Raw genomic sequence first — 25,688 nt, 5'->3', positions numbered from 1 at the left:
TGGAGGACGTGATGGAGCGGGTGGAGTGCGTGGTCGTCGGGGCCGGCGTCGTGGGCTTGGCCGTGGCGCGCCGGCTGGCGCTGGCCGGGCGCGAGGTGATCGTGCTGGAGGCGGCGGACGCCATCGGCACCGGCACCAGCTCGCGCAACTCGGAGGTCATCCACGCCGGCATCTACTACCCCACCGGCAGCCTGAAGGCGCGGCTGTGCGTCGCCGGCCGCGAAGCGCTCTACGCCTTCTGCCGCGAGCACGGGGTGGAGCACCAGCGCCTGGGCAAGCTGATCGTCGCCACCGACGACACGCAGGTGGCCAAGCTGGACGCCATCCGCCGGCAGGCGGCGGCCAACGGCGTGGACGACCTGCGCCCGGTCGATGCCGCCGAGGCGAAGGCGATGGAGCCGAACCTGCATTGCGTGGCGGCCCTGCTGTCGCCCTCCACCGGCATCGTCGACAGCCACGGCGTGATGCTGGCCCTGCAGGGCGACGCCGAGGAGCACGGCGCCATGCTGGCCTTCCACAGCCCGCTGGCCGCGGCCCGCGTCGAGGACGGCGGCATCACCGTGGAGGTCGGCGGGGCGGAGCCGATGCGCATCGGCTGCTCGGTCCTGGTCAACGCCGCCGGGCTGGGCGCCTGGGACGTGGCGCGCGCCGTCGACGGGCTGCCGGCGGGTGCCGTGCCGCCGCGGTTCTTGGCCAAGGGAAATTACTACGCGCTGGGCAAGGGGCGCTCGCCCTTTACCCGCCTCGTCTACCCAGTGCCCGAGGACGGCGGCCTAGGCGTGCACCTGACGCTGGACCTGGCGGGACAGGCGCGCTTCGGCCCGGACGTGGAGTGGCTGCCGGGATCGGACTTCGACTATTCGGTCGACCCGCGCCGCGCCGACGGCTTCTACGCCTCCATCCGCCGCTACTGGCCGGACCTGCCGGACGAGGCGCTGGTGCCGGCCTACTGCGGCATCCGCCCGAAGCTGAGCGGGCCGGGGGCGCCGGCCGCCGATTTCCTGATCCAGGGGCCGGCGGACCACGGGGTGCCGGGGCTGGTGAACCTGTTCGGCATCGAGTCGCCCGGCCTCACCTCCTGTCTCGCCGTCGCAGACGCGGTGGCCGACGCGCTGGGATGACGGTGACGGCGGCGTTCCCGCCGCGCCGCAATCTTGACCGGGGAGCCCGCCTCCCCATCTAATGGACTACGGGCAGCGCCGCCTTCTCGCGCGGGCTGCCTCCCACCGGGCGCCGGAGCACGGGCCCACGCTGCAACTCGCTCACGTCCGAGGAGGATGCGCCATGTCGACCCGCCTCTCCCTGTTCAACAGTCCGCTGCTGCTCGGCTTCGACCAGTTCGAGCGCACGCTGGACCGCATCGCCAAAAGCTCGGCCGAGGGCTACCCGCCCTACAACATCGAGCAGATCGGCGACGACGGCCTGCGCATCACGCTGGCGGTGGCCGGCTTCACCAACGACGACCTGTCGGTGCAGATCGAGGACAACCAGCTCGTCATCCGCGGCCGCCAGCAGGACGACCGGTCCCGCGTCTACCTGCACCGCGGCATCGCCGCCCGCCAGTTCCAGCGCAGCTTCGTGCTGGCCGAGGGCATCGAGGTGGTCGGCGCCACGCTGGACAACGGCCTGCTCAACATCGACCTGAAGCGGCCCATGCCCGAGCCGAAGGTGCGCACCATCAAGATCGAGCGGCCGACCGCCCAGGGCGACGAAGCCGCCGGCCCGCGCACCATCGACGTCGCCCCCGACCGCTCGGAAGGCTGAGCGTTCCCGGCGCCCGCCATTCCCCTTCTTGAGAGAGAGTTCGACATGAACCCCGCCGCCACCCTCCTGCGCCAGCTGTCGCCCCAGGACTTCGTCGCCTTCGGCGTCGACCACGTCGCCTACGTCAAGGCGGTGGAGGTCGACGGCAACGCCGGCTTCGCCGTGCACGCCGCCGACGGCACGCCGCTGACCGTCCTGCCGAACCGCGACGTGGCCTTCGCCGCCGTCCGGCAGAACGACATGGAGCCGGTCAGCGTCCACTGACGCGGGTCCACGCCTCCGCCGTCCGCGACCGCCTTCTCCGTCCTCCGCCTTTCCATCGCGGCCGGAAAATGTGCTATGCCCGTGGTGGGGCCGCCCTGCCATGGGTCGGTCCGACATGCGACGGGGCCGCTGCCCCACCTTGTTTCGAGTCCCGACAAGATTATCTTGGGGGGCATCGAGGGGGTAGCCCGAACGGTTTAGAGGAGAGTGGCCGTGGACGGCGGTCATCCAGCGAGCGAGCCAAGTGCCGACGCCGCGCGCCGCAAGTCCTGGGAGGACGAGGCGCGCGACGCGCTGCACATCATGCCGCTGTCGGCGATCCCGCTGGAGACGCCGGGGCTGCAGCAGGCGCGGCTGATCAAGAACGTCCGCCTGCAGACCGTCATCGAGATGTTCAACGACGTGTCGGCCGGCAGCGGCCAGATCGCGCCGCGCGACGTCGCCGTCTATTTCGAGTCCTACAAGGAACAGGTCGAGCGCGACCTCGTGAAGATCGAGAAGATCGCGCAGGCCGCCAGCTTCGACGTCTACACGCTGCGCCTGGAGCTGCGGCGGCTGAACATCAACATCAACGACCATGCCGCCCTGACCCTGTCGGACCGGAAGAAGTCCGAGCTGACGAAGTACATGACGGTGTTCACCCGGCCGCTGATCGAACACGTCTACGGTTCGGAAGACGTCAGCATCCAGAGCGTCGACGACATCATCCGCATGTTCGCCAACCCCAACCGGGAGGAGGCGCTGCAGAACCTGCGCATGATGGCCGACCGGTTGGACATCGGGCTGATGGACATCCCCAACTTCCTGGAGGAGTACGGCGACATCTTCCTGTCGCTGGCCTACTTCAAGAAGTGCCTGGACGACATCGTCCCCGAGGTGCAGCGGTTCCTGGCGTGGATGGCCGAGGTGCGCGGATCCAACGAGATCAAGCGCGACTTCCGGCAGGCGCGGATGCTGGACGACATCTCGCGCGACCTGACGGACATCACCACCTCGATCACCGGGCGGTTCGAGAGCTTCGACAACCGGTCCAAGGACTTCTGGCGCGACATCAACGCCCAGACCTTCCGGTCCATCCGCGAACTGATCACCGCGCACCACGTGACCATCGGCGGCGTGCTGTGCGGCCTTGCCGTGAAGATGGACCTGTGGAAGGCCCGCTTCGCGCGCGGCGGCGGCGGCCCCAACCGGCGGCTGGAGTTCATCAAGTCCGAGATCCTGCCGGGCCTGTCGCACATCAAGTCGCTGGAGCAGACGGCCGCCCGCGGACAGGTGGTGTGAGCCGGGCGGGATGAGCCGGCCTTCCTCCTGACACCATGCTGTCAGGAGGGGTGTCGTACAAAGGGGGCGTGCCGGCACGAACCCCTGACAACGACATCGCCAAGGAAGGACATTCCCCATGCAGACCCCCAACGCCGCCGTCTGGTTCGAGATCCCCGCCGACAACCACGACCGCGCCGTGCGCTTCTACGAGACCGTGCTGGCCGTCACTCTGACGCCGGAGGCCTGCCCGAACACGGGCATGCGGATGGGTGTGTTCCCCGGCGCCGGGGGCGCGTCCGTCAGCGGCTGCGTCGTCACCGGCGAGGGCTACGTGCCGAATCAGCAGGGCGTCGTGGTCTACCTGAACGGCGGCGACGACCTGTCCGAACTCCTCTCGCGCGTCGAGGCGGCCGGTGGCAAGATCGCCGTGCCGAAGACGCTGATCACCGAGGAGATCGGCTACTTCGCGCACATCATCGACAGCGAGGGCAACCGCGTCGGCCTGCACTCGCGCCACTAGCGGGACCCGCCATGCGCCGCGCCGACCGCCTGTTCGACATCGTGCAGGTCCTGCGCAAGGGCCGGCTGGTCACGGCCGCCACCCTGGCGCGGCGCCTGGAGGTGTCGGAGCGGACCATCTACCGCGACCTGCGCGACCTCGCCGCCTCGGGCGTGCCGGTCGAGGGGGAGGCGGGGGTGGGCTACATCCTGCGCGAAGGGTACGACCTGCCGCCGCTCATGTTCACGCGGGACGAGGTCGAGGCCCTGGTGGTCGGCGCGCGGCTGCTGCGCGCCTGGAGCGGCGGCGCGCTGGCGGAGGCCGCCGCCCGCGCGCTCGACAAGGTCGAGGCGGTGGTGCCGGACGGGCGGCGGCGCGAGCTGGCCGACATCCGCGTCTATGCACCCGACGACTGCGCCACCGCCGAGGTGCGCGAGCGCGTGGACCTGTTGCGCGCCGCCGCCAACGCGCGGCGCGTCGTCGCCTTCGACTACGCCCGCGGGGACGGGACGCCGTCGGTCCGCTCCGCCCGGCCGCTCGGCCTGTTCTTCTGGGGCCGGGTGTGGACGTTGGGGGCGTGGTGCGAGCTGCGCGAGGACTTCCGCACCTTCCGCGTCGACCGCATGGCCGAGGTGCGGCTGCTGGAACGGACCTTCGTGGAGGAGCCGGGCCGCAGCCTGGCCGACCTGTTCGCCCAATACGGCGTGGAGTGACGGCGTGGAGCAGGCCGGCGGCTATTGCGTCAGGCTCAGCGCCGTGGCGGCGGGGCCGGCGCCGACGGGGACGGCCAGCGCCTCGAAGGACGGCATGCCGAGGCCGGCCGAGGCGTCGCGGCTGAAGCCATAGGGCTCGGTCGGGATGCCGACGAGGTTGCGGTTGAGCTTGCCGTCGCCATCGACGTCCTGGTAGACGGTCAGGGCGTAGGTCCCTTCCGGCAGGTTGTGGAACGTGGCGGTCACCTCGCTTCCCGTGGCGGGCAGCTCCTGCCCGGCGAAGCGGCGCTCGGCCTTGTAGGCGGCGGCGCTCTCGTACACGCCGACCATCACCTTGCCCTGCTGGGGCTTGACGTTGCGGATGGTTGCGCGAAGCTCCCCGGCCGTGGCCGGGGCGGCCGCGGCCATTCCCAGGACCAGGACCAGGACCAGGGTGAGCAGGACAGCTTTGGACGTCATTCATGCCTCCGTCGTGGACGATTGCCGTTTCATGCCGCGACCGGGCCGCCGGCGGCCAGCGCGGCTGCGCGCGCGGACGGCGGCGCCTTCGCGAATCGCAGGGGACGGCGGTTGGCGATGCGTGAAATGACGGGGCCCGGAATGACGGAGCCCGGAATGACGGTCATGGACATGGCCGGGCGGCCGCGCACCCCCTACCTGCGGCGGCTGTTCGGGCGGCGTCTGCCGGTGCTGGCCGCCACGGTGGCGGTGCTGACGGTGATTGGCCCCTTCGGCACCTTCGCGGACCTGACGGCGGCGCAGCGGCTGGCCTACTGGGGCGGGCTGATCGGGCTGGGGGCGCTGGCCTTCGAGGCCGTGTCGCAGGCGGCCTTCCGCATCCTGAAGCGGCGGGCGCACGCGTGGCGGACGATCCTGGCCGGCGTGGCGCTGACGGTGACGGCGCTGCTGACCGTCTGCGTCGCCACGCTGGAGGTGACGCTGCGCGGGCTGGACTACCTGCACCCGTTGGGGCTGGCGGAGATGTTCGTCTACGTGGCGGTCATCACCGCGCTGGTGACGGCGGTGCCGCTGTGGCTGGAGCTGCGCGACCGCGGGCTGGTCGGCGCGCCGCCGATGCCGGCCGTGCCGGAAGCGGTCAAGGTGCCGGTTCCCGAACCGGCCGCCGGGCCGGTCCCGCGCGAGATCCCCTTCCTGGCGCGCATCCCGGCGCGGCTGGGCCGGTCGCTGGTGGCGCTGGAGATGGAGGACCATTACGTCCGCGTCCACACGGCCAACGGCAGCGACCTGCTGCTTATGCGCCTGCGCGACGCGGTGGCCGAACTGGAGGGATTCGACGGGCTGCAGGTGCACCGCTCCTACTGGGTGGCGGCGGCGGCCGTGACCGGGGTGGAGCGCAAGCCGGACGGCAAGCTGACGCTGGTGCTGTCGACCGGCCTGAAAGTGCCGGTGAGCCGCAGCTTCGCGCCCGCCGTGCGGGCCGCCGGCTGGCTGGAGCGGAGCGGGATGGGTGGGAGCGGGACGGGCTGACACGCGGTGTGCTGACGCGGGGCCGGGCGTGCGGCGGGGCATGCACGGGCCGTGCGGGGATGGCGGCGTCGTTGTGCTGTGTTGTGCTGTCCACGGCGCCAGCACCATCCACACAACGGGTATCCTCGCCGAGGGCATCGTGGCCGGGGGCACTGTCGCCATGGGCATCACGGCTGGCCGGCGGGGTGATCCAGTCCCGCGATTCGTCGGCGCACCAGGAAGGGGCGACCACGTCGGCCGCGGCGTTCAGCCGGGCGCGCGCCTCGCGCAGCAGGGCGTGGTATTCCCAGTAGGTGCGGATGCGGAAGTCGTCGTGCTCGACCCAGGCGTTGCGCAGCGTGCGGTCGTGCATCCGGACCTGCCACGCCACCCAGCGCAGCGGGTGGCCGGCCGCCAGCATCCGCGCCGCCTTGATCCAGTCGCGGTCGGAACGCGGCGAGCGCGGCACGATGCGCCCCTCCTCGCAGGTCGGCGCCGGCGGCTCGCCCAGCGCCAGCGCCCCGTCGAGCGGCGGGGGCCGCTCGCCCCGCGTGGGTGAGGACGGGAAGACGTCGCGCCGGTACGCCGGATCGTACAGCAGCCAGGGCGTCACCCGCCGCTGCCGTTGCGAGCGCAGGCCCAGCGCCGCGAAGCCGTCGGTCGTGTCGCGCGTGTAGGCGCCGTTCGGCAGCCGGAACCCCCAGGCCATGGTGACCATCTTCCTATCCCCTCAGCGCGGCAACGGCAGGTCGGGCTTGTACGCGTCCTGCCAGTCGAGCGGGACACGGTCGGGGCTTTCGTCCTCGCTCTCCGGCCAGGACTTCGGGTCGACCGGCTGCGCCGGGGCGGGCGGCGCCAGCACGCGCGACGGTCCCAGCCGGTCGAGCACCCAGTAGCTGGCCTTCAGGTCGCCCTCCTGCACCGCCTTCTCGATGTTGGCGGCGGCAAGGTGGACGGTGGAGGCCAGTCGCGTCTCCGCCTCGTGCCGCAGGCACTCCCGCTCCCACGCCACGCGGGCGCGGAAATCCTCGGAGATCTGGAGGGCGCGCCACACGGTGTTGCGGTGGCAGCCCATGGCCTGCGCCACCTGCACCACCGGCCAGCCCAACGCCAACCGGTGCGCCGCCAGCGCCCAGTCGCGGTCGGAATAGCGCGACCCCGGCACCAGAACGCCGTCGGCCGGGGCCGGCGGTTCGGACAGCGCGGGGTTGGCGGGCGGCGGGGTGGTGGCGGGCATGGGCGGGGCTCCGGACGCTGGCATTCACAAGGACTATTATCCTATATGGTGGGAGAGATTTTCGCAAGGGGTGGTGGATCGCCCGGCGTCCATCTGTGTCTATCTGTGTTCATCTGCGGCCAAAAACCGCTCACCCCGTTGCGTCCATCCGGGGGGAAGCGGGATTTTAGCCACAGATGAACACAGATGGACACCGATGAAGGAAATGGATTTTTGTCCTTCCGGGGGCGTGCAACCCCCTTCAAGGGCGCCGCGAAATGCGGCACACTGGCACTGTCCGCGTTGAGGAGGACGCACGATGGCCGATCCCGCGCACCGCATCGACCCCGTCACCCTCGAAGAGTTCGAGGCCATGAGCTTCGGCGACCGCAAGGCCGAGTTGATCGACGGCATGATCGTGGTCGCGCACGCCTTCCCGACGTCGCGGCATGGCGATGTCGCCGGCGGCATCCTCGTCGCCCTGACGAATGCACTGCGCAGGGCAAAGCGGCCCTGCCGGGCGCAGACGGGAACCGGCGTGCCCATTCGCCTGGATCGCGACTACAACCTCGGCCCGGATGTGCTGGTGCATTGTGGCGGCACCCGCGAGAAGGGCGGCAAGCCGGTGCTGGTCGTGGAAGTGCTGTCGCCGTCGAACAGCGCCACGGAGATGATGAAGAAGCTGCACGCCTATCAGGCCGTGGACAGCATCATGGACATCCTGCTGGTGGAGCAGGACGCCTACGCCGTCGACCACTGGACCCGCACGCCGGACGGCGCCTGGACCCTGCGCCCGCACCTGAGCGGCCCGGACGCCGTGCTGGCCCTGCCCGCCATGGGCGGGGAATGGCGGCTGGAGGATCTGTACGGGGATGGGTGAGGGAAATGATAATCATTGCCGGCGGCGCTACACGCTGCGCGAACTGCTGACAGGCTCTGCGTTCGAGGAGATGCGGACTGCGTTCGACTGCGGGCCGGATGTGGGACGCGAGGTGATCGACGAGGTGGAGCACATCGGTTTTTCGCGCAAGGATACTAGATCCAAGGGATCAAGCGCAGGGCAATCGCTGCTCTCAAAAGTCTAAATAAGGCAATGGAGAAGGTCGCGGACGAAGACGACCGCTCGATGTCCGCCATGATCAAACGCATCGTCAAATTCTGGCTGATCGAACACGGCTATCTGGTCAGGAAGGACCGCGAGTAGCGGAAAGCCCCTCACCCGGCGCCTTCGGCGCCACCCTCTCCCGGGACGGGAGAGGGTCTGCGCTGCGCGCAGGGTCCCCTCACCCGAACCCTCTCCCCGGAGGGGAGAGGGAACAGGAGGCGCGATCAACCGCACGCACCGTTGTTCCACCGGCACAAGCAGATAGTGGAGGGTGGCATGGGCGAGAAAAGCGGCGTCGAGGTGCCGGCCGGCGGTGCGCAGCGCAATCCGGGCGACGAGGACCGGCCGGGGGCGCGGCAGACGGGGGAGCAGGTGTGCCCGCGGTGCGGTGGCGGCGGGCGGGTGGACGCCGGGCCGTGCCCGGAGTGCGGCGGCAGCGGGCGGGTCGTCGCCATCGTCGGGGATGCATGAACCGGAGTCCGGGGGACCGGAGGCAGAGTCCGGGGCCCCGGCCGGAGGGAGCACGAGGGAGGCGGGGCCTCCCTCGTCGTCTCCACGGAACGTTATGCCGCCAGATTGCGCAGCACAAAGTTCAGCACGCCGCCGTGGCGGTAGTATTCCACCTCGTCCAGCGTGTCGATGCGCAGCAGAAGGCTGTGCGTCTCCGTGCTTCCGTCGGCGCGGGTGATGGTGAGCGTCACGTCCTTGCGCGGGCGCAGGTCCTGCTCGATCCCCGTCACGTCGAAGGTCTCGGAACCGTCCAGCTTCAGGGACTGGCGGGTCAGGCCGTCCTTGAACTGCAGCGGCAGGATGCCCATGCCGACGAGGTTGGAGCGGTGGATGCGCTCGAAGCTCTCGGCGATCACCGCCTTGATGCCCAGCAGCCGGGTGCCCTTGGCCGCCCAGTCGCGGCTCGACCCCGTGCCGTACTCCTTGCCGGCGATCACCACCAGCGGCACCCCCTCCTGGGCGTAGCGCATGGCGGCGGTGTAGATCGGCAGGCGCTCGCCGGAGGGATAATGCTTGGTCTCGCCGCCCTCGACGCCGGGGATCAGCTCGTTCTTGATGCGGATGTTGGCGAAGGTGCCGCGCATCATCACCTCGTGGTTGCCGCGCCGGGCACCATACGAGTTGAAGTCCTGCGGGCGCACCTGATGGCTGATCAGGTACTCGCCGGCCGGGCTGGTCTTCTTGATGGAGCCGGCGGGCGAGATGTGGTCGGTGGTGATGGAATCGCCCAGCAGCGCCAGGACGCGGGCACCACGGACGTCGGACACCGCGCCCGGCGTGCGCGGCATCCCCTCGAAGAAGGGCGGCAGCTTCACGTAGGTGGAGCCGGGCTGCCACGTGTAGGTCTGCCCCTCCGCCGTGGCGATGGAGCGCCATTCCGGCGGCCCCTCGAACACGTCGGCGTAGCGGGAACGGTACATGTCGGCCGACAGCGCGGCGGCGATGGCCTCGTCCACCTCGCGGCTGGTCGGCCAGATGTCCTTCAGGTAGACGGGCTGGCCGTCCTTGCCGGTGCCGATCGGGTCCGTCGTCAGGTCGACGTTCATGTTGCCGGCCAGCGCGTAGGCGACGCACAAGGGCGGGCTGGCGAGGTAGTTGGCGCGGGTGTGCGGGTTGACGCGCCCCTCGAAGTTGCGGTTGCCGGACAGCACGGCGGCGACCACGAGGTTGCCCTCTTCCACCGCCGCGGCGATCGGGTCGGGCAGCGGGCCGGAGTTGCCGATGCAGGTGGTGCAGCCGTAGCCGGCGAGGTTGAAGCCCAACTGGTCCAGGTGGGTTTGCAGCCCGGCCTTCTCCAGGTAGTCCGTCACCACCTGCGAGCCGGGGGCGAGCGAGGTCTTGACCCAGGGTTTGGTGGTCAGCCCCTTCTCCACCGCCTTGCGGGCGACGAGGCCGGCGGCGACCAGCACGGCGGGGTTGGAGGTGTTGGTGCAGGACGTGATGGCGGCGATGACCACGGCGCCGTGCTCAAGGGCATAGTCCGAGCCGTGCACCGGCACGCGGGCCTTGGGGTTCTCGGCCTTGTAGGCGCTCGTCATGTCCTTGGCGAAGAACGGGGCGGCGGAGGAGAGCGGCACGCGGTCCTGCGGGCGCTTCGGGCCGGCCAGCGACGGCTCGACCGTGGAGAGATCGAGTTCGAGCGTGTCGGAGAACACCGGGTCGGGGGTGGCAGCGTCGCGCCACATGCCCTGCGCCTTGGCGTAGGCCTCGACCAGCGCCACGCGGTCGGCGTCGCGGCCGGTGAACTTGAGGAAGTTGATGGTCTCCGCGTCCACTGGGAAGATGCCGCAGGTGGCGCCGTATTCGGGCGCCATGTTGCCGATGGTGGCGCGGTCGGCCAGCGTCAGCCCGTCGAGGCCGGGGCCGTAGAACTCCACGAACTTGCCGACCACGCCCTTCGCGCGCAGCATCTGCGTGACGGTCAGCACGAGGTCGGTGGCGGTCGATCCCTCCTTCAGCCGGCCGGTCAGCCGGAAGCCGACCACCTCGGGGATCAGCATAGAGATGGGCTGGCCCAGCATGGCCGCCTCCGCCTCGATGCCGCCGACACCCCAGCCCAGCACGCCCAGGCCGTTCACCATGGTGGTGTGGCTGTCGGTGCCGACCAGCGTGTCGGGATAGGCGACGAGTGTGCCGGACGGGTCGGTGTCGGTCCACACGACCTGGGCCAGGTATTCGACGTTCACCTGGTGGCAGATGCCGGTGCCGGGCGGCACGACGCGGAAGTTGTCGAACGCCCTCTGGCCCCAGCGCAGGAAGGCGTACCGCTCGCCGTTGCGTTCGAACTCAAGCTCGACGTTCTGGCGGAAGGCGTCCTTGGTGCCGAAATGGTCGACCATCACGGAATGGTCGATGACGAGGTCGACGGGCACCAGAGGGTTGATCCGGCGTGGGTCGCCGCCGAGGTCGGCCATCGCCTCACGCATGGCGGCGAGGTCGCAGACGGCGGGGACGCCGGTGAAGTCCTGCATCAGCACGCGCGCCGGGCGGTAGGCGATCTCGCGGTCCGAGCGCTTGTCGCGCAGCCACTGGGCCAGCGCCTTCACGTCGTCGGTGGTGACCGAGCGCCCGTCCTCGAAGCGCAGCAGGTTCTCCAGCAGCACCTTCATCGAATAGGGCAGGCGCGACAGGTCGCCGAGCCCCGCCTCCTCCGCCGCCTTCAGGCTGTAGTAGTCGTAGCCCTTGCCGCCCACGGTGAGGGTGCGGCGGGCCTTCAACGTGTCCTGACCGGTGAACGTGGTCACGGGAACGCCTCCATCTGGCTTCGTCGGAGCCGTCGTTGGGCCCCGGCGCTGCTCCGGGCGTCATCGTCGTGGGGCCAAGCCCTAATGTAGGCACGGCGCGGCGGGAGACGAGTCTGGGCGGGTGCGTCACCCGGTCACTTCGCCAACTCCTGCAGCGTGCCGTCCCAGACCTCGGAGTACATGTCCATCTGCTCGCTGTCGCAGGAGCGGAAGAACTGGATGCGGACGTTGGAGGGGACCACCACCTCCGGCGCGTCGAGCAGCACCGGGTCCATGTAGGTGTCGGACCCGCGCACGGGGTTGGCGTAGCGGGTATAGTTGGTCTGCAGCGCGGCGTTGGCCGGCTGGAGCAGGAAATCGATGAAGGCCAGCGCCGCCTCGCGGTTGGCGGCACCTTTGGGCACCGCCAGCACGTCCGACCACACGGTGACGCCCTCGCGCGGGTAGGCGAAGCGCAAGCCGGGCTTCGCCTCGCGCGCCTTCAGCGCGTCGCCGTTCCAGGTGATGCCGGCCGCGATGCGGCCGGACGTCAGCGCCTCGACGATGGTGGTGATGGTGTAGATGCGGTCCTTGTGCAGCTTGGGCCGCAGATAGGCCATCGCCTGTTCCAGGATGGCGCGGTCCGTCGTGCAGGCCGGCAGGCCGAGGTGGATGAGCAGCATGCGCAGCGTCTCCTCCGCCCCGATCATGAAGCCGACCTTGTCCTTCAGCTCCGCCGGCGGGTCGAAGATCAGGCGGGTGCTGTCGATGTCGCCGCGGTAGACGTCGGTGTCGACGACGAAGGAGGTGGTGCCCCAGTGGAACGGCACGCTCCATTCGTTGCGCGGGTCGTAGGGCGGCGAGCGCCAGCCGTCCAGGATGTTGGCGTAGCCGGGCAGGCGGGAGGCGTCGATACGCTCCAGCAGGCCCTTGGCGGCCAGCTCCGCCACCTGATAGTCGGCCGGGTTGATGAGGTCGTAGCGGGTGGGATCGGCGAGGAAGCGGGTGCGCAGCTCGGTGTAATTGTCGATGGTGTCCAGCACCAGGGTGACGCCGGTCTCCTTCTGGAAGCGGGCGGCCACCTCGGGTGCGACATAGTCGGCCCAGGTCAGCACGCGCAGCTCCGCCGCCATGGTGGAGGTGGGGAGCATCAGGGCGAGCAATGCCGCCGCTATCGCCGCCATTTGCCGCATCCGCGCCATGCCGACTCCTCCCCGACGAGTTTGTGGGTGACCCGTTCGCGCCGGATGATACGATGATGTGCGCGATGCCCCCACCCCTTTCGTCGGGTGGGGCGCAGGACACGGGTGTGACGGGCATGGCCGAGCGCAAAAAGAGCGTGCGCATGACGGTGGTTGCCGCGGCCTGCGTGGTCGCCGGCATGACCATCGTGGCCGGCGCGTCGAGCTGGCTGATCTACGCCCGCATCGAGGCGCTGCTGGTCACCGTGGCCGAGGAGCAGTCGACCGCGCTGGCCCAGGCGATCCGGCTGGCCGAGAGCAGCAACCGCTATGCCGCTGGCGGCGGCGAGCTGGAGGCGGCGCGCAACCAGCTCCAGCGGCAGAACGCCACGGTGGCGCTGGCCCAGCACGCGCAGAGCCTGCAGGCGGTCATCGCCGGGCTGCGCCGGCTGCGCCTCACGGCCGAGCACACGGGCCCCATCGAGCGGCTGGTGCAGGAGCTGGAAAACAACCTGCTGACGCAGAACCAGCAGGTGGAGGAGCGCATCCGCCTGGACGCCCGCGCGCGCCGCAACCTGACGGAGCTGTCGCGCATGCAGGTGGCGCTGGACGCGCTGCTGGCGCGCACCGCCCTGCCGTCGCCGGACGTGGCCGAGGACGAGGCGCCGCCGCGCCCGCTGGAAAGTGCCGGGACGCGCATGCTGCTGCGCCTGACCGAGGCCGGGCAGATCGACCTGCCCTCGGCGCTGCAGGCGGCCCGTGCCGACTACGAGGCGGCGCGCAGCCGCTTCGGCGCCGCCATGACGCAGTTGCCGCGCGGTTCGCGCGAGTATCTGGAGGCGCAACGCCTGCTGGGCGCCATCGACGCGCTGGCGGCCGGGCCGGACGGCGTGTTCCCGGTGCGCGAATCGGCGCTGGCCGTGCGCGCCGCCATCGCCGCCACCGCCGCGCAGGGCCGCGAGACCGTCACCCGCCTGGGCATCGCCGTGTCCCGCCTCGTCGCCGCGGTGGAGGGGGAGAACGACCGCACCAAGCAGGCCGTGGGCGCGCAGATCGACACCGGGCGGCGCTGGCTGCTGGCCATCGCCGCCGCCACCTTCATCGGCCCGCTGTCGATCGTCTGGCTGGCCGTCAGCCGCACCATCGCGCGGCCGCTGGCGCGGCTGGCGTCGGCGACGCGGCGCATCGCCGACGGCGACCTGACCGCCCCCATCCCGCCGGCCGGCCACGCCGAGTTCCACGCCATCGCCGAGGCGCTGGCCGTGTTCCGCGACAACACGGCCGCATTGGCCGAACGCACCGAGGAGCTGTCGCGCAGCGAGGAGGCGCAGCGCCAGGCGCGCGAGGCGGCCGAACAGGCGCTGGCCGAACTGCGCGAAACGCAGGAGCAGCTGATCCAGAGCGAGAAGATGGCGGCCCTGGCCGGCGTCGTGGCCGGCGTCGCGCACGAGGTGAACACGCCGCTGGGCATCACGCTGACCAGCGCCAGCCTGCTGACCGACGAGTTGAACGCCATGGCGTCGATGCTGGAGCGCGGCTCGCTGCGCCGTTCCGACTTCGAGGAGTTCCTGGGCCGGGCGCGCGAGATCGCCGAGCTGATCCAGGGCAACATGAACCGCGCCGCGGCGCTGGTGCAGGCCTTCAAGCAGGTGGCCGCCGACCAGTCGAGCGAGCGGCGGCGCGTCTTCGACCTGCGCGAGACCATCGAGCAGACGGTGATCAGCGTGAAGCCCGCCTGCGACAACGCCGGCCACGCCATCGTGCTGGACTGCCCGGCCGGCATTGAGGTGGACAGCTACCCCGGCGCGCTCAGCCAGGTGCTGACGATCCTGGTGATGAACTCCCTGGACCACGCGTTCGAGGCGGGGCAGCGCGGCACCATAACTATTAAGGCGGCGACGATCACGGCGGCGGCGGACACGCCCGACCGGCTGCGCATCGACTACCGCGATAGCGGGCGCGGCCTGCCGCCGGCCCTGCACCGCCGCGCCTTCGAGCCGTTCTTCACCACCCGCCGCGCCCAGGGCAACACGGGTCTTGGCCTGCACATCGCCTTCAACATCGTGCAGAAGAGCCTGAAGGGCCGCATCGACCTGGCGCCCGACAGCGGCCGGGGCGCGCATTTCGTACTGTCCTTCCCCGCCCGCCTGCCGGCCGAGGAGGTGGAGGAGGCGGTGGTGTAGACGGATGGTTTTTCGCGCGGGTGGGTTGCCGGAGGACGGGATCGGCGCTATATTGGAAGCACCGGTAGACAAGGGCATCACCCTTGATTATGTGCTCTCGCCGCAAGGCGAGATGAAAGAGGGGCGGCGTTCCCGCGCCGCCCCTCCCCATTTCCGGCTACAGCACGGCGACAATGACCGCGAGAACCGCGGCGATCGTCTGGATGACCGTGCAGATCACCAGAAGCTCACCGGTTGACACAGGGCATGCACCCCCTTCCTGCCGCCGGATTCGATCCGCGGCAGCCGCGGACCGGCGGCAGGAGCTTTATAGCCCGAAAACGCGCACACGATGGCATGTTTTTCGCGCTTCACGCGCATTGCACGCTTTGACGCAATCCCCTGCCCTCACGCCGGCTTGTAGGCCACGAAGCGGTAGAAGCCCAGGCCCTGGCCCAGCACGCGCAGGCGGGCCCACCACAGCGACAGCTCGCGCGCCAGGGCCTTCATCAGGGGCGGAGGGGGATTGGCGTTCTGCAACAGGTTTGCGAGGCGGCGCACGCGGGCGACGATCTGGCGGCGGAGCACCGCCGTCAGGTCCTCGGTGATGCGGACGTCCATGTTGCGCTGGGTCAGCTCCTCCGCCGTGCGCTGGACGGTCCAGGGATAGACCTCCTGCGGCTCCATCTTGCGCCAGTGGGCGACGGTGTCGGGGTTGGCCGGGGCGTCGTCGAAGGCGAAATCCATCATCAGGACGCCGCCCTTCGGCTTGACGCAGGCGCACAGGTTGTCGACGAAGGTTTCCTTGTCGCGCACGCGGTGAGTGATGCGGTCGGCGAGCACGAGGTCGTAGGTGCCCGAGGGCTGGAACTGCTCCGGGTCGTAGTTCAGGACCGGCGCCTTGCGGTCCAGCCCCAGGATCTTCGACCGCGCCATCGCGAGATTGGCCAGCACCGGCGAGGGGTCGAGCCCGGTCACCCAGGTGTCGAAGGTGGAGGCGATGGCGCGCGTCGCCCCGCCCAGCCCGGCGGCGAGGTCGAGCACGCTGTTGGACGGACCCAGCCCGAAGGGACGCACCAGATCCACCGTCCATTCGGCGTCGCCGGGGCCGATGGCGTCGTCGCCCCAGATCATCTCGGCCCCCTGCACCCGCTCCACCGACCACAGGGGCCAGCCGCTGCGGTCGAGCTGCAGGCACTCCAGGCCGCGCGCCTCGGTGAACTCGTCGGCTGCGGCAATGGGCGGGACCTCGGCGGGTCCGTCGGTGGAGGCGGAGGCGGAAGCGGCCGCTGCTCCGAACCCGGACGCGAGCGGGCGGCGGATGCCCGGCCGGTGGTCGCGGATGGAGCGCAGCGTGCGCGCCCGCTTCTGCAGGCCGCCGAGGTCGTACCCCTCCCACCACGCTTCCAGCCTGGCCCGCCAGTCGGGGTCCAGCCAGCGCTCCATCTCCCGCGGGGTCATGGCGCGACCCCACGCGACGAAAAAGCATCAAATTTTCGGAAACATTGCGACCACATGGGCGCCTTCCGAACCGTCTTGGATTTTAGAGAAAGGCAGTCAAGTCTTTCCCTACCCGTTATAAAGAGGTAACAACGGGCATCCCGCTCTGTCAATAAATACTCTTTTAACTGAATTGCTCTTGGATTTGTCTTGTGCGCCCGAAATGAGCTTTTGGCATGGCTGCCCCTTGCGCCGCACCGGAACGGGGGCGCGGCACGCCGGGCCGGCGCCGCCGGTATTACTTCATCAAAGTGTAGGTCACGAAGGCCGCAAGCACGCCGGACAGGGCGCTGAACGCAACGTTCACCAGCAGCGCCGTCCACCGCGAGCGGCTGAGCGACCGCTCCCAGGCGGCACGGTCGGGCATGTCGGCGAGGATGCGGTCGAACCGCATGAGGAAGGTGTCGTTTTCCTCAAGCTTGTGGCGCAGTTCCGCGATCTCGCGCTCCCGCACGTCGCCCAGGCCGGCGGTGAGCGCGGCGAGGTCGCTCCCCAGGCGCGCGACGTCATGCCGCACGCCGTCCACACCCTGCGACGACGCCCCGGCGATGCGGAGCGCGTTGTTGCTCTGCGCGGCGAGCGCCCCGGCCACCCCCTCCAGCGCGGCGATCCGTTCGACGAGACCGTCGACCAGCGGCGACGAAACCTGCAGGTCGCTGCGCGGCAGCGGAAAGCCGGTCTCCGCGACGATCACGGACAGTTCGATCGGCGGGATGTCGCCGACTTCGGGCGGCAGGAGGAATCCGAACGCGTGGCCGCCGTCGCCCACACCGTTGTCGGCGAGATCCTGGCGGAACACGTCCGCCATGCAGACCGCGACGACCTCCGCCCCCCTGCGGAGTTCCAGCACCAGCCGGGTATCCGGGCTTTCCGGGCACCAGGCCCAGCCGTACACCCCGTCCGGCCGGAAGGCGTCCACGTGCCCGACCACCTGCATCGCCGCCGGCATGTCGCCGTCGGGCACGGCGCTTTCCGAGGGGGCGGCGCTTTCCGAGGGGGCAGCGTCCGGCATTTCGTTCTTCGGCATTTCGGCTTCGCGATCCAGATTCACGGGGTCCAGGTTCACGGGGGCCAGATTCACGGGGGCCTGGCTCATGGCGCGGCGCGCCCCGCCGCGACCACGTCGTGATGATGGTCCCAGCGCCGTTCGGACAGCAGGAGCACCGACAGGCCAAGCTCGGCAAGCCGGCCGATCATCCACTCCGGACGGATCAGGGAAATGCCGTAGCCGTCCTGATTCGGATAGTCGGCGTAGCCGTAGCCCGCCGCCGTCCAGTCCGCGACCATGCCCGGCACCCGTTCCGCATCGACGCCGTACGGCACGGCGTCGATGCGCCCGGCCACGAAGCGCCCGTGGAAGGTGACCACGAGCATGCCGCCTTCGCGCAGCAGGCTCGCGGCCCAGCCGAGGAAGTCGCGCGTCCGCGCCTCCGGCAGGTGGGTGACCAGGGAACCGACCCAGATCAGGTCGAAGGGCTCGGGAAAGGTGACGCGCGCGAAATCGACGTCGCCGTAGACCGGCGTGCAGCCGAACGTGTCGCGGCAGAAGTCCACGCCGTCACGGTCGATGTCGCAGGCGGTGATCTCCGCCTCCGGCCAGGCGGCGCGCAACGTGCGCGTCACGCGCCCGTGCCCGCACGGCAGGTCGAGGATGCGCCGCGGCGCCGGCCCGCCGGCGAGCGAGCGGGCGGCCTCGATCACCGCCAGCGCCGAGGTTCCGACCGCGAAATAATGATCGCGGTGACCGGAATACATCCCGTCCCGTTCGGAAATGGTCTGGACGATGCGGTCGCCGTCGATCATGCCTTTGCCCTGCAAGGTCGGGCCGCATCTGAAGGCACGTGGAACGGCCTGTCAATCACCCACTGCGGTCAGGGACAAGCGAGATCAGGGACAGGCGCGATCAGGGGCAGGCAGCCTCGGCGTGCAGGTCGGCCATGACCGCCCGGGTGGCGTCGAGGTGGCGCAGGATGGCGTCGTCCGTCTCGTCGTTCAGGTCATAGACGCCGAACTCCTCATCGGCGCGATGGCGGTTGGCGGCGCCCGCCGGCTTGTCGGCCTTGCCGCGCCGGCGCTTGGCCGTCCACTCGGCGTAGGACTTGGTGAAATAGTGATTGACCTGCGCCAGCGCGTGGCCGGCGCGGTCGTGCACGCCGCCGCCTTCCTGCGGCACCAGCCCGTGCGCCTCGTCGACGATCGAGCCCTCGGCGAGCACCGGCACGTGGATGCCGGCCCGCGCCACGCAACGCGGCCGGACGATCGATTTGACGATTCGGCTGACGTCGTGCGCGGTCGGCGCGCAGCGGGTGAAGCGCTCCATCACCAACCCGTCCTCCCGCTCCGTGCGCCCGGAGGAACCGAACATCTTCCAGTTCACCGCCACCGCCGCGGCGGTGGCGTAGCGCGCCAGGAACGGCTGGACGGTGGCGTCGCGGTGCAGCACCAGGAACTCGTCGGCGTCGAGGAAGGCCATCCAGTCGAAGTGCCCCCCGGCGGTGTCGAGCGCGTGCTGGTAGGCGGCAAGCTGGGGATTGGCGCCGTCGCCCGGCCAGTCCACCACGGTGGCGAGGCCGCGCCGGGCCAGGGCGCGGAGGAAGGCGGCGGTGCCGTCGGTGCTGCCGTTGTCGTACAGGAGGAAGTGGTCGAAGCCGATGACGCGGTGGTAGGCGACCCATTCGGCGATGTAGGGCCCCTCGTCCTTGACGATGGCCGCCAGGGCCACGGTGGGGATCCCGGCGGGCGCCGCGACCGGGCGAAATCCCCCCTCCCCGGAGAGCACGGCGGCGGGCAGCGGGCTGCGGACCAGATGCTCCCCCGTCTCGGCGAAGGTGACGGCGACCGCATGCGGCCGGCCGTCGAGGAGGTGGTCGGGAAGCCGGAAGCGGAAGGCGTGGCGGCCGTCGCCCAGCCCGGCGTCCACCAGATCGTCGCGGTGGCCGTCGGCGACGGCCGTGCCGACGACGACGCCGTCGACGGCGATGGCGACGACGACGCGGTCGCCGGGACGATCGGGGTGCGCGGCCCAACCGTCCACGTTGCCGTTCCGCACATCGTCGACAAAGCCCTGCATCGGCGTCTCCCGTGATCTTCGCGCACCCGGCCGTTGGGCCGGATTGAACCCCGGCGGCCCGGCACGTTACAAGGGGGCGTGTGCGCGGCCGCACCCGGCACCGCGCAACGCCCCGACGGAGTCCCTGGTGCCAGACAAGTCGAACCCGAACAAGACGGCCAATCCCTGGACGGTCCTTTCCACCCAGCCGATCTACCAGAACCGTTGGATCCGCGTCGTCGAGCACGACGTGCTGAACCCGGCCGGCAAGCCGGGCATTTACGGCGTCGTGCACATGCAGCACATCGCCACCGGCGTGCTGCCCATCGATGCCGACGGCTGCACGACGCTGGTCGGTCAGTACCGCTTCCCGCTGGGCGTCTACAGCTGGGAGATCCCGGAAGGCGGCGGCGCGCTGGACGAGGACCCGCTGGAGGCGGTGCAGCGCGAACTGGCCGAGGAGACCGGGCTGATGGCCCGGCGCTGGCACCCGCTGCTGCGCATGCACCTGTCGAACAGCGTGACCGACGAGGTGGCCCACTGCTTCCTGGCCTGGGACCTGGAGCAGGGCATCGCCGAGCCCGAGGAGACGGAGGACCTGCAGGTGCGCCGCGTGCCCTTCCGCGAGGCCTATGACATGGCGATGCGTGGCGACATCACCGACGCCATGGCGGTGGCCAGCCTGATGAAGGCCCGCCTGCTGGCGCTGGACGGCAAGTTGCCGAAGGACGTGACGGCGCTGATTTTGAAGTGAGAACCGAACCCTCCCCCGCCGGAGGCACTACGTGATGCACACATCTTCTGGTGGAAGGTAGTGTCTTGATATAGCGAAGAAAAAAGCCCCTCTCCCTTGAGGGGAGAGGGGTTGGGGTGAGGGTGGTTACGGCCGGATGGCCGGAAAAGAGTCTTTGTCCGCCCTACCGGGCGTAAATACCCCTCATCCCAACCCTTCTCCCTCAAGGGGAGAAGGGCTTTTCAGCCTCCACCGAAATGTGTGCATCACGTAGCGCCGGAGGCAGGGGAGGGAGACAATCACGCCACGGCGCGGTGTTCGGGGAACAGGCCCAGCAGGCCGGCCTCGGTGGCGGGGCAGACGCCGCGTTCGGTAATCAGCGCGGTCACCAGGCGCGCCGGGGTGACGTCGAAGCCGTAGTTGGCGACCGGGCTGCCGTCCGGCGTCACGCGCACCGTCTCGATGCGGCCGTCGGCGGTCTTGCCGGTCAGGTCGGTGACCTCGCGGCCGTCGCGCTCCTCGATGGGGATCTCGCGCACGCCGTCGCGCATGCGCCAGTCGATGGTGGGCGACGGCAAGCCGACGTAGAAGGGCACGCCGTTGTCGTGCGCCGCCAGCGCCTTGAGATACGTGCCGATCTTGTTGCAGACGTCGCCGGTGGCCGTGGTGCGGTCGGTGCCGACGATGCACAGGTCGACCTTGCCGTGCTGCATCAGGTGGCCGCCGACGTTGTCGGCGATCACCGTGTGGGGCACGCCGTGGTGGTTCAGTTCCCACGCGGTGAGGCTGGCCCCCTGGTTGCGCGGGCGCGTCTCGTCGACCCAGACGTGCAGCGGGATGCCCTGTTCGAACGCCACGTAGATGGGGGCCAGCGCCGTGCCCCAGTCCACCGTCGCCAGCCAGCCGGCGTTGCAGTGGGTGAGCACGTTCACCGGTTCACCCGGCGCCTTGCGCGCCGCCGCTTCGCGGATCAGGGCGGCGCCGTGCTCACCGATGGCGCGGTTGATGCCGACGTCCTCGTCCGCCACCGCCGCCGCCTCGGCATAGGCCGCGGCCGCGCGTGCGCCTTCAGGGAGGGCGTGCAGGTGGCGGCGCATGCGCTCCAGCGCCCAGCGCAAGTTGACGGCGGTCGGGCGCGTCGCCAGCAGCGCGTCGCAGGCGCGGTCGAGTGACGCGTCGGAGGCGTCAGCGCGCAACGCCAGGGCCACGCCGTAGGCCGCCGTGGCGCCGATCAGCGGGGCGCCGCGGACCAGCATGGCGCGGATGGCGTGCGCGGCCTCCTCCAGCGTGGTCAGGCGGGCGACCGCGAAGGCGTGCGGCAGCTTCGTCTGGTCGATGATCTCCACCGACCAGCCGTCCGCCGCCGGCCAGATGGTGCGGTAGGCGACGCCGTCGATCTTCATATCCCCTGCCCCCTCGCTTGCCCCCCGAACCCTTGCGGGGTGCCGATTCGAGAATAGGGAGCACCCGGCGGGCGATCAACCGCAAGCGCCCGCGCGCCGCGGCACCGCAGCGCCGAAGATCGGCCGAGCTCCAGTGGCCAGACCCCTGGCGGATCATGGGGCGGAACATCGGGAGAGCCGGCGTGTTGGCCTGTCCGTCACCTCGTACCGCATTGCAACCCGCCCGACGCCGGTTCCCCATGCCGCTGCGCACGCTCCGGTCCCACCCGTCGCCCTTGTACCGCCTGCCCGGCACGGCGCTGGTGCTGATCGCCTGCGCGCTGGCGGTGCTGCTGACCACCGCCCTGCTGGCCGTCTTTGCCTGGCGCGACCGCGCCGCCACGGTGGAGCGGGTGGCCACCGTCGCCACCACCGCCGGCATGCTGGTGGCCGAGCACGCGGCGCGGCTGGTGGAGACCAGCGACCTGATCCTGCGGCGCGCCATGGAGATGGCCGGCCCGCCCGGCGCGCCGCTGCCCGCCGACCGCGCCACGTGGGAGCGGCTGGGCGAGCTGGCGCGCGCCACCCCCTATGTCACCGCCATCTGGCTGGGTGACGCCGAGGGCAACGCCGTGCTGACGACGCACGACTTCCCCACGCCGCGCCTCGGCGCCGCCGACCGCGACTATTTCCAGGCGCATAAGGCGGGCGAGGCAGGGCTGTTTGTCGGGCGGCTGGATTCCAGCCGCTACGACAACGCGCCGGCGGTGGTGCTGAGCCGGGCGCTGCGCAACGCCGACGGCGGTTTGCGCGGCTTCGCCACGGTCACCGTCTCGCAACGCTATTTCCGCGAGCTGTACCGCGGCATCGACATCGGCTTCCCCGCCACGGTGTCGCTGATGCGCGCCGACGGCACGGTGCTGGTGCGCGAGCCGCCGGACGGCGGGGCGGCGGACGGCGGTGCCGGGGGCGGCGGTGGAGCCGCGGACGGCAAGGCCGTCACCGCGCAACGCGCCATCGACCGGTTCGGCCTGCGCACCGAGGTGTCGATCGGCCACGACGCCGTGCTGCTGCCCTGGCGCGGACGGCTGGACACCTACGTCTCCTATGGCGTGCTGGCGCTGCTGATCGTGGCGGGCATGGGGGCGCTGGCCATGCAGCGGGCACGGCGCGAGCGCGAGGCGGAAGACGCGCTGCAGCGCGCCTACGACACGCTGGAGGAGCGGGTGCACCAGCGCACCGCCGAGCTGCAGGACGCCAACGCCCGGCTGGAGGGGGCGGTGGCCGACAAGGAGATCCTGCTGAGGGAGGTGCAGCACCGGGTGAAGAACAACCTGACGGTGATCTGCAGCCTGCTGCGCCTGCAGGCCGGCCGCCTCGACGAGCGCGCGCGCTTCGCCTTCGACGAGAGCCTGCGGCGCATCCAGTCCATGAGCCTGGTGCACGAGCTGCTGTACCGCTCGCCCGAGCCGGCGCGCATCAACTTCGCCGACTACCTGCGCCAGCTGTCCGACAGCCTGCTGCGCGCCGCCGGAGCGTCGCCCGTGCGCGTGGTGGTGGAGGCGGACGACTGGATCGTCGACGTCGACCGTGCCATGCCGCTGGCGCTGATCGCCAGCGAGCTGATCTCCAACGCGCTGCGCCACGCGTTCCCGGACGGCCACGCCGGCACCGTGCGCATTGCCCTGCACCCGGACGGCGACGGGGTGACGATAAACGGGGTGACCATGGCCGTGTCGGACGACGGCGTCGGCCTGCCCGCCGACCTGCCCGCGCCGGCCAATGCCCGCCGGCGCGGCGGCCTGGGGCTGATGCTGGTGCAGTCGCTGGCCAACCAGGCGCACGCGGCGCTGCACATCGAGCGCGGTGGGGGCGACCGCGCGGGCGGCACCACCTTCACGCTGACCCTGTCGACGGCCGAGCGGCGGTCGTCCAAGGCGGCGTAGGCGGGTTGACGTTGGGTTTTCGCTGCGTGTTCAGACCGGACACTTGGTTTACAGGTGTTCGGAGACATGGTTGACAGGTTGGACCGAACCGAGGCGATCGCGCAAGTCGACTTGCGCGATCGCCTCGGCGGCGAAATGGACGGTCCAGAGACCATCGGTCGCGGTCGGGCGCAGGCCGACGTAGAAGCCGGCGAACGCCTCGGGCAGCTTGAGGCGGCGGCCCTGGAAGTGGATATAGCCGTGCTGGTTGACCTTGCGCGGGCGATCACCGCTGCCGTACTCGGGCAGCGGCAGCGCCTCGGGAAAGGGGCGCGGGCTGGGCGCGTAGCGGCTGGCCGGCACCGCCAGGCCGAGCGCCTCATGCGGGCGGTCATGGTTGTAGACCACGCGCCAGGCATCGAAGGCGCGCTGGCAGTCCTCCAGCCCGGCGAAGAAGCGGCCCTGCAACACCTCGATGGCCAGCGTGCGGTGGAAGCGCTCGTCCTTGCCCTGCGTCTGCGGGTGGTAGGGCCGGCCGTGATGCAGCCGGATGCCGAGCCGCAGCAGCCAGACCCCCAGCGCGGTGAAGCTCGCCGGGCGCGACGGCGCCCCCCAGGGCGGGCCGTTGTCGGCGAGCAGCGCCTCGGGCAGGCCGTAGCGGCGGAACACCGCCTCCAGATGGGCCCGCACGGTGCGCCCCCGCTCATCGGCGCAGGCGATCAGGGCGAGCGCGAAGCGCGAGTGGTCGTCGAGCACGGTGAGCGGATGGCAGCGCCGCGTCGCCGTGGCGAAATGGCCCTTGAAGTCCATCTGCCACAGCTCGTTCGGGCGGGCGCGCTCGAAGCGGGTGACGTGGGCGTTGGGCGCCGGGGCGTCGGCATCAAGGGCGGCGTGCCGGTGCAGGATCGCCGTCACCGTGCTCGCCGCCGGCACCCCGGCGTGCCCGCCATCTTCCAGCCGACGCTTGATCTTGCGCCCGCCCCAGCACGGATGCGCCGCGCGCACCCCCAGCACCGCCGCTTCCACATCCGGCGCACTGCGCCGCGGGCTGCTGTGCGGCCGGCGCGAGCGCTCGCACAGACCCGCGGCGCCGGCCTGCCGGTAGCGCTCCAGCCACTTGTAGCCCGTCGGCCGGCTGATGCCGTAGCGTCGGCACAACTGCGCGATATTGGCCGCCGGCTGCGAGGCCAGCGTCACAAACTCCAGACGCAGGGACATCTTCGACACCTCCTGGAATGGCATGGCCAAGCCCTCGCTAAGCTTCGTCCACGCCCATATGTGTCAATGATGTCCCCGAACACCTGTAAAGGATGTCTCCGGTCTATACAATCGACCTGCGCCGCCGCATCGACGCCCTGCTGGGGGCGGGCTGATCGGCGACCCTTCCGCCAGGAGTGTGCCTAAAGTGCGAGGGAAAAACTCGTCGTGCCGGCGGGGGAACGGCGCCATTGTGGCATTTCGGACGCAGGCAGTTGCTCCGGCCGTCATGTGGTGGGAATCGTCACGGTGACGTGTTGACGATTGTGTCACTCTGGTCCAGGGTATCCGGACTTTCACCTGGGACGGGGCGGTATCGTGGTTTCCACAGTCTTGACGGGCGAACAGCTGCGCGCCCATCGCGAGGGCCGCTCCATGGGCCAGCAGGAGTTGGCCGAGTGGCTGAACCTTCACCTCAACCGGCGTTACGACCGGAACCGGGTCAGCCGGTGGGAGAACGGCAGCGAGCGCGTTCCGCAGATCGTCGCCCAGTTGATCTCCGTCAGCGGCGCCACGCCGGGCGGTCCCAAGGGCCTTCCGGGCGCCGTTGCGGCAAGCCCGTCCGCCGGGGGCGGCCGCATCGCGACGAAGATCGCCGTCGCCAACCAGAAGGGCGGCGTCGGCAAGACGACCACCACAGTCAACCTGGCCGCCGGCCTTGCGAAGGTCGGCCAGCGCGTCCTGATGGTGGACCTCGACCCGCAGGGCAATGCCACCATGGGTTCGGGCATCGACAAGCGAAAGCTCGAACTCACGGTGTACGACGTGCTGCTGGAGGCCGCCTCGATCGCCGAGGCGCGCGTGCGCTCCGACAAGTGCGGCTACGACGTGCTCGGCGCCAACCGGGAACTCGCGGGCGCCGAGGTCGAACTGGTGGAAGTGGACCGCAGGGAGCGCAGGCTCAAGGACGCGCTCTCTCCTGTCAACGCGGACTACGACTTCATCCTCATCGACTGCCCACCGTCGCTCTCGCTG

General features: G+C 70.5%; 26 protein-coding genes. 16 read left to right on the top strand and 10 right to left on the bottom strand.

The genetic code is table 11. The features are described 5' to 3' along the window. The first annotated feature begins 11 nt into the window (after positions 1–11). From VED21_RS05955 to VED21_RS05930, 6 genes are all read left to right on the top strand, one after another. The gene (locus VED21_RS05955; RefSeq protein WP_324881406.1) at positions 12–1,121 is read left to right on the top strand and encodes an NAD(P)/FAD-dependent oxidoreductase; all 1,110 of its coding nucleotides are present in this window, start codon (positions 12–14) and stop codon (positions 1,119–1,121) included. A 163-nt stretch (positions 1,122–1,284) separates the two neighbouring features. Beyond that, positions 1,285–1,764 (top strand): Hsp20 family protein, encoded by a 480-nt coding sequence (locus VED21_RS05950; RefSeq protein WP_324881405.1) that lies wholly within the window; start codon positions 1,285–1,287, stop codon positions 1,762–1,764. Between the two features lie 45 nt (positions 1,765–1,809). Further along, a complete protein-coding gene (locus VED21_RS05945) occupies positions 1,810–2,028 on the top strand; it encodes a DUF1150 family protein (RefSeq protein ID WP_324881404.1) in 219 nt (72 codons plus the stop codon). Positions 2,029–2,241: 213 nt separating this feature from the next. Beyond that, positions 2,242–3,309, top strand: coding sequence for a hypothetical protein (locus VED21_RS05940; protein ID WP_324881403.1), 1,068 nt, complete (start codon positions 2,242–2,244; stop codon positions 3,307–3,309). A gap of 118 nt (positions 3,310–3,427) precedes the next feature. After that, positions 3,428–3,811, top strand: a complete 384-nt coding sequence (locus tag VED21_RS05935; protein ID WP_324881402.1) for a VOC family protein — start codon at positions 3,428–3,430, stop codon at positions 3,809–3,811. Between the two features lie 11 nt (positions 3,812–3,822). Next, on the top strand, positions 3,823–4,503 hold the full coding sequence (locus tag VED21_RS05930; RefSeq protein ID WP_324881401.1) for a YafY family protein: 681 nt from the start codon (positions 3,823–3,825) through the stop codon (positions 4,501–4,503). 21 nt (positions 4,504–4,524) lie between these two features. On the opposite strand, the gene VED21_RS05925 is transcribed toward VED21_RS05930, so the two are convergent. After that, complete coding sequence (locus VED21_RS05925; protein ID WP_324881400.1) at positions 4,525–4,962, bottom strand: DUF2141 domain-containing protein; 438 nt, start codon at positions 4,960–4,962, stop codon at positions 4,525–4,527. Positions 4,963–5,118: 156 nt separating this feature from the next. On the opposite strand from VED21_RS05925, the gene VED21_RS05920 reads away from it, so the two are divergent. Further along, complete coding sequence (locus VED21_RS05920; protein WP_324881399.1) at positions 5,119–5,991, top strand: LytTR family DNA-binding domain-containing protein; 873 nt, start codon at positions 5,119–5,121, stop codon at positions 5,989–5,991. A gap of 299 nt (positions 5,992–6,290) precedes the next feature. Then, entirely contained in the window at positions 6,291–6,647 is a 357-nt protein-coding gene (locus VED21_RS05915) for a hypothetical protein (RefSeq protein ID WP_324881398.1), read from the top strand. A gap of 53 nt (positions 6,648–6,700) precedes the next feature. Here VED21_RS05915 and VED21_RS05910 read toward each other — a convergent pair whose 3' ends face one another. After that, positions 6,701–7,207 carry a helix-turn-helix domain-containing protein gene (locus VED21_RS05910; protein ID WP_324881397.1) on the bottom strand — a complete coding sequence of 169 codons (507 nt, stop codon included), beginning with the start codon at positions 7,205–7,207 and terminating at the stop codon, positions 6,701–6,703. Positions 7,208–7,505: 298 nt separating this feature from the next. On the opposite strand from VED21_RS05910, the gene VED21_RS05905 reads away from it, so the two are divergent. From VED21_RS05905 to VED21_RS05895, 3 genes are all read left to right on the top strand, one after another. Continuing rightward, positions 7,506–8,066 (top strand): Uma2 family endonuclease, encoded by a 561-nt coding sequence (locus tag VED21_RS05905; protein ID WP_324881396.1) that lies wholly within the window; start codon positions 7,506–7,508, stop codon positions 8,064–8,066. Continuing rightward, positions 8,059–8,271, top strand: a complete 213-nt coding sequence (locus tag VED21_RS05900) for a hypothetical protein (RefSeq protein ID WP_324881395.1) — start codon at positions 8,059–8,061, stop codon at positions 8,269–8,271. Before VED21_RS05905 ends, VED21_RS05900 begins: the two co-directional genes overlap by 8 nt. Positions 8,272–8,567: 296 nt before the next feature. After that, complete coding sequence (locus VED21_RS05895; protein ID WP_324881394.1) at positions 8,568–8,762, top strand: hypothetical protein; 195 nt, start codon at positions 8,568–8,570, stop codon at positions 8,760–8,762. A gap of 92 nt (positions 8,763–8,854) precedes the next feature. Here the strand turns inward: VED21_RS05895 and acnA are convergent, their stop codons facing one another. Continuing rightward, the gene (gene acnA / locus VED21_RS05890; RefSeq protein WP_324881393.1) at positions 8,855–11,545 is read right to left on the bottom strand and encodes an aconitate hydratase AcnA; all 2,691 of its coding nucleotides are present in this window, start codon (positions 11,543–11,545) and stop codon (positions 8,855–8,857) included. Between the two features lie 134 nt (positions 11,546–11,679). Then, positions 11,680–12,708 carry an extracellular solute-binding protein gene (locus tag VED21_RS05885; RefSeq protein ID WP_324881392.1) on the bottom strand — a complete coding sequence of 343 codons (1,029 nt, stop codon included), beginning with the start codon at positions 12,706–12,708 and terminating at the stop codon, positions 11,680–11,682. A gap of 134 nt (positions 12,709–12,842) precedes the next feature. Between VED21_RS05885 and VED21_RS05880 the strand changes: the two genes are divergently transcribed. Both VED21_RS05880 and VED21_RS05875 read left to right on the top strand, forming a co-directional pair. Continuing rightward, the gene (locus VED21_RS05880; protein ID WP_324881391.1) at positions 12,843–14,888 is read left to right on the top strand and encodes an ATP-binding protein; all 2,046 of its coding nucleotides are present in this window, start codon (positions 12,843–12,845) and stop codon (positions 14,886–14,888) included. Positions 14,889–14,892: 4 nt separating this feature from the next. Next, a complete protein-coding gene (locus VED21_RS05875; RefSeq protein ID WP_324881390.1) occupies positions 14,893–15,126 on the top strand; it encodes a hypothetical protein in 234 nt (77 codons plus the stop codon). A 149-nt stretch (positions 15,127–15,275) separates the two neighbouring features. On the opposite strand, the gene VED21_RS05870 is transcribed toward VED21_RS05875, so the two are convergent. The 4 genes from VED21_RS05870 to VED21_RS05855 form a co-directional block, all read right to left on the bottom strand. Next, complete coding sequence (locus VED21_RS05870) at positions 15,276–16,328, bottom strand: class I SAM-dependent methyltransferase (RefSeq protein WP_324881389.1); 1,053 nt, start codon at positions 16,326–16,328, stop codon at positions 15,276–15,278. Between the two features lie 277 nt (positions 16,329–16,605). Beyond that, a complete protein-coding gene (locus VED21_RS05865) occupies positions 16,606–17,394 on the bottom strand; it encodes a hypothetical protein (RefSeq protein ID WP_324881388.1) in 789 nt (262 codons plus the stop codon). Between the two features lie 65 nt (positions 17,395–17,459). After that, the gene (locus VED21_RS05860; protein ID WP_324881387.1) at positions 17,460–18,170 is read right to left on the bottom strand and encodes a class I SAM-dependent methyltransferase; all 711 of its coding nucleotides are present in this window, start codon (positions 18,168–18,170) and stop codon (positions 17,460–17,462) included. Between the two features lie 100 nt (positions 18,171–18,270). Continuing rightward, entirely contained in the window at positions 18,271–19,437 is a 1,167-nt protein-coding gene (locus tag VED21_RS05855) for a glycosyltransferase family 2 protein (protein WP_324881385.1), read from the bottom strand. 127 nt (positions 19,438–19,564) lie between these two features. Between VED21_RS05855 and VED21_RS05850 the strand changes: the two genes are divergently transcribed. After that, the gene (locus VED21_RS05850; protein WP_324881384.1) at positions 19,565–20,170 is read left to right on the top strand and encodes an NUDIX hydrolase; all 606 of its coding nucleotides are present in this window, start codon (positions 19,565–19,567) and stop codon (positions 20,168–20,170) included. Positions 20,171–20,448: 278 nt separating this feature from the next. Here the strand turns inward: VED21_RS05850 and mtnA are convergent, their stop codons facing one another. Then, entirely contained in the window at positions 20,449–21,552 is a 1,104-nt protein-coding gene (gene mtnA / locus VED21_RS05845) for an S-methyl-5-thioribose-1-phosphate isomerase (protein ID WP_324881383.1), read from the bottom strand. Between the two features lie 239 nt (positions 21,553–21,791). Here mtnA and VED21_RS05840 point away from each other — a divergent pair, with 239 nt between their 5' ends. Beyond that, a complete protein-coding gene (locus tag VED21_RS05840; RefSeq protein WP_324881382.1) occupies positions 21,792–23,477 on the top strand; it encodes a sensor histidine kinase in 1,686 nt (561 codons plus the stop codon). A 48-nt stretch (positions 23,478–23,525) separates the two neighbouring features. Here VED21_RS05840 and VED21_RS05835 read toward each other — a convergent pair whose 3' ends face one another. Then, positions 23,526–24,698: an IS481 family transposase gene (locus tag VED21_RS05835; RefSeq protein WP_324881381.1), complete on the bottom strand. Its 1,173-nt coding sequence runs from the start codon at positions 24,696–24,698 to the stop codon at positions 23,526–23,528. A gap of 333 nt (positions 24,699–25,031) precedes the next feature. Between VED21_RS05835 and VED21_RS05830 the strand changes: the two genes are divergently transcribed. Further along, positions 25,032–25,688 (top strand): AAA family ATPase (locus tag VED21_RS05830; RefSeq protein WP_324881380.1); only part of this gene is annotated, 657 nt, incomplete at its 3' end.

Source organism: Azospirillum sp. (assembly GCF_035627195.1).
Classification (GTDB): domain Bacteria; phylum Pseudomonadota; class Alphaproteobacteria; order Azospirillales; family Azospirillaceae; genus Azospirillum.
The sequence above is the reverse complement of the archived record's forward strand: the minus strand, read 5'-3'. Positions and strand labels throughout refer to the sequence as shown.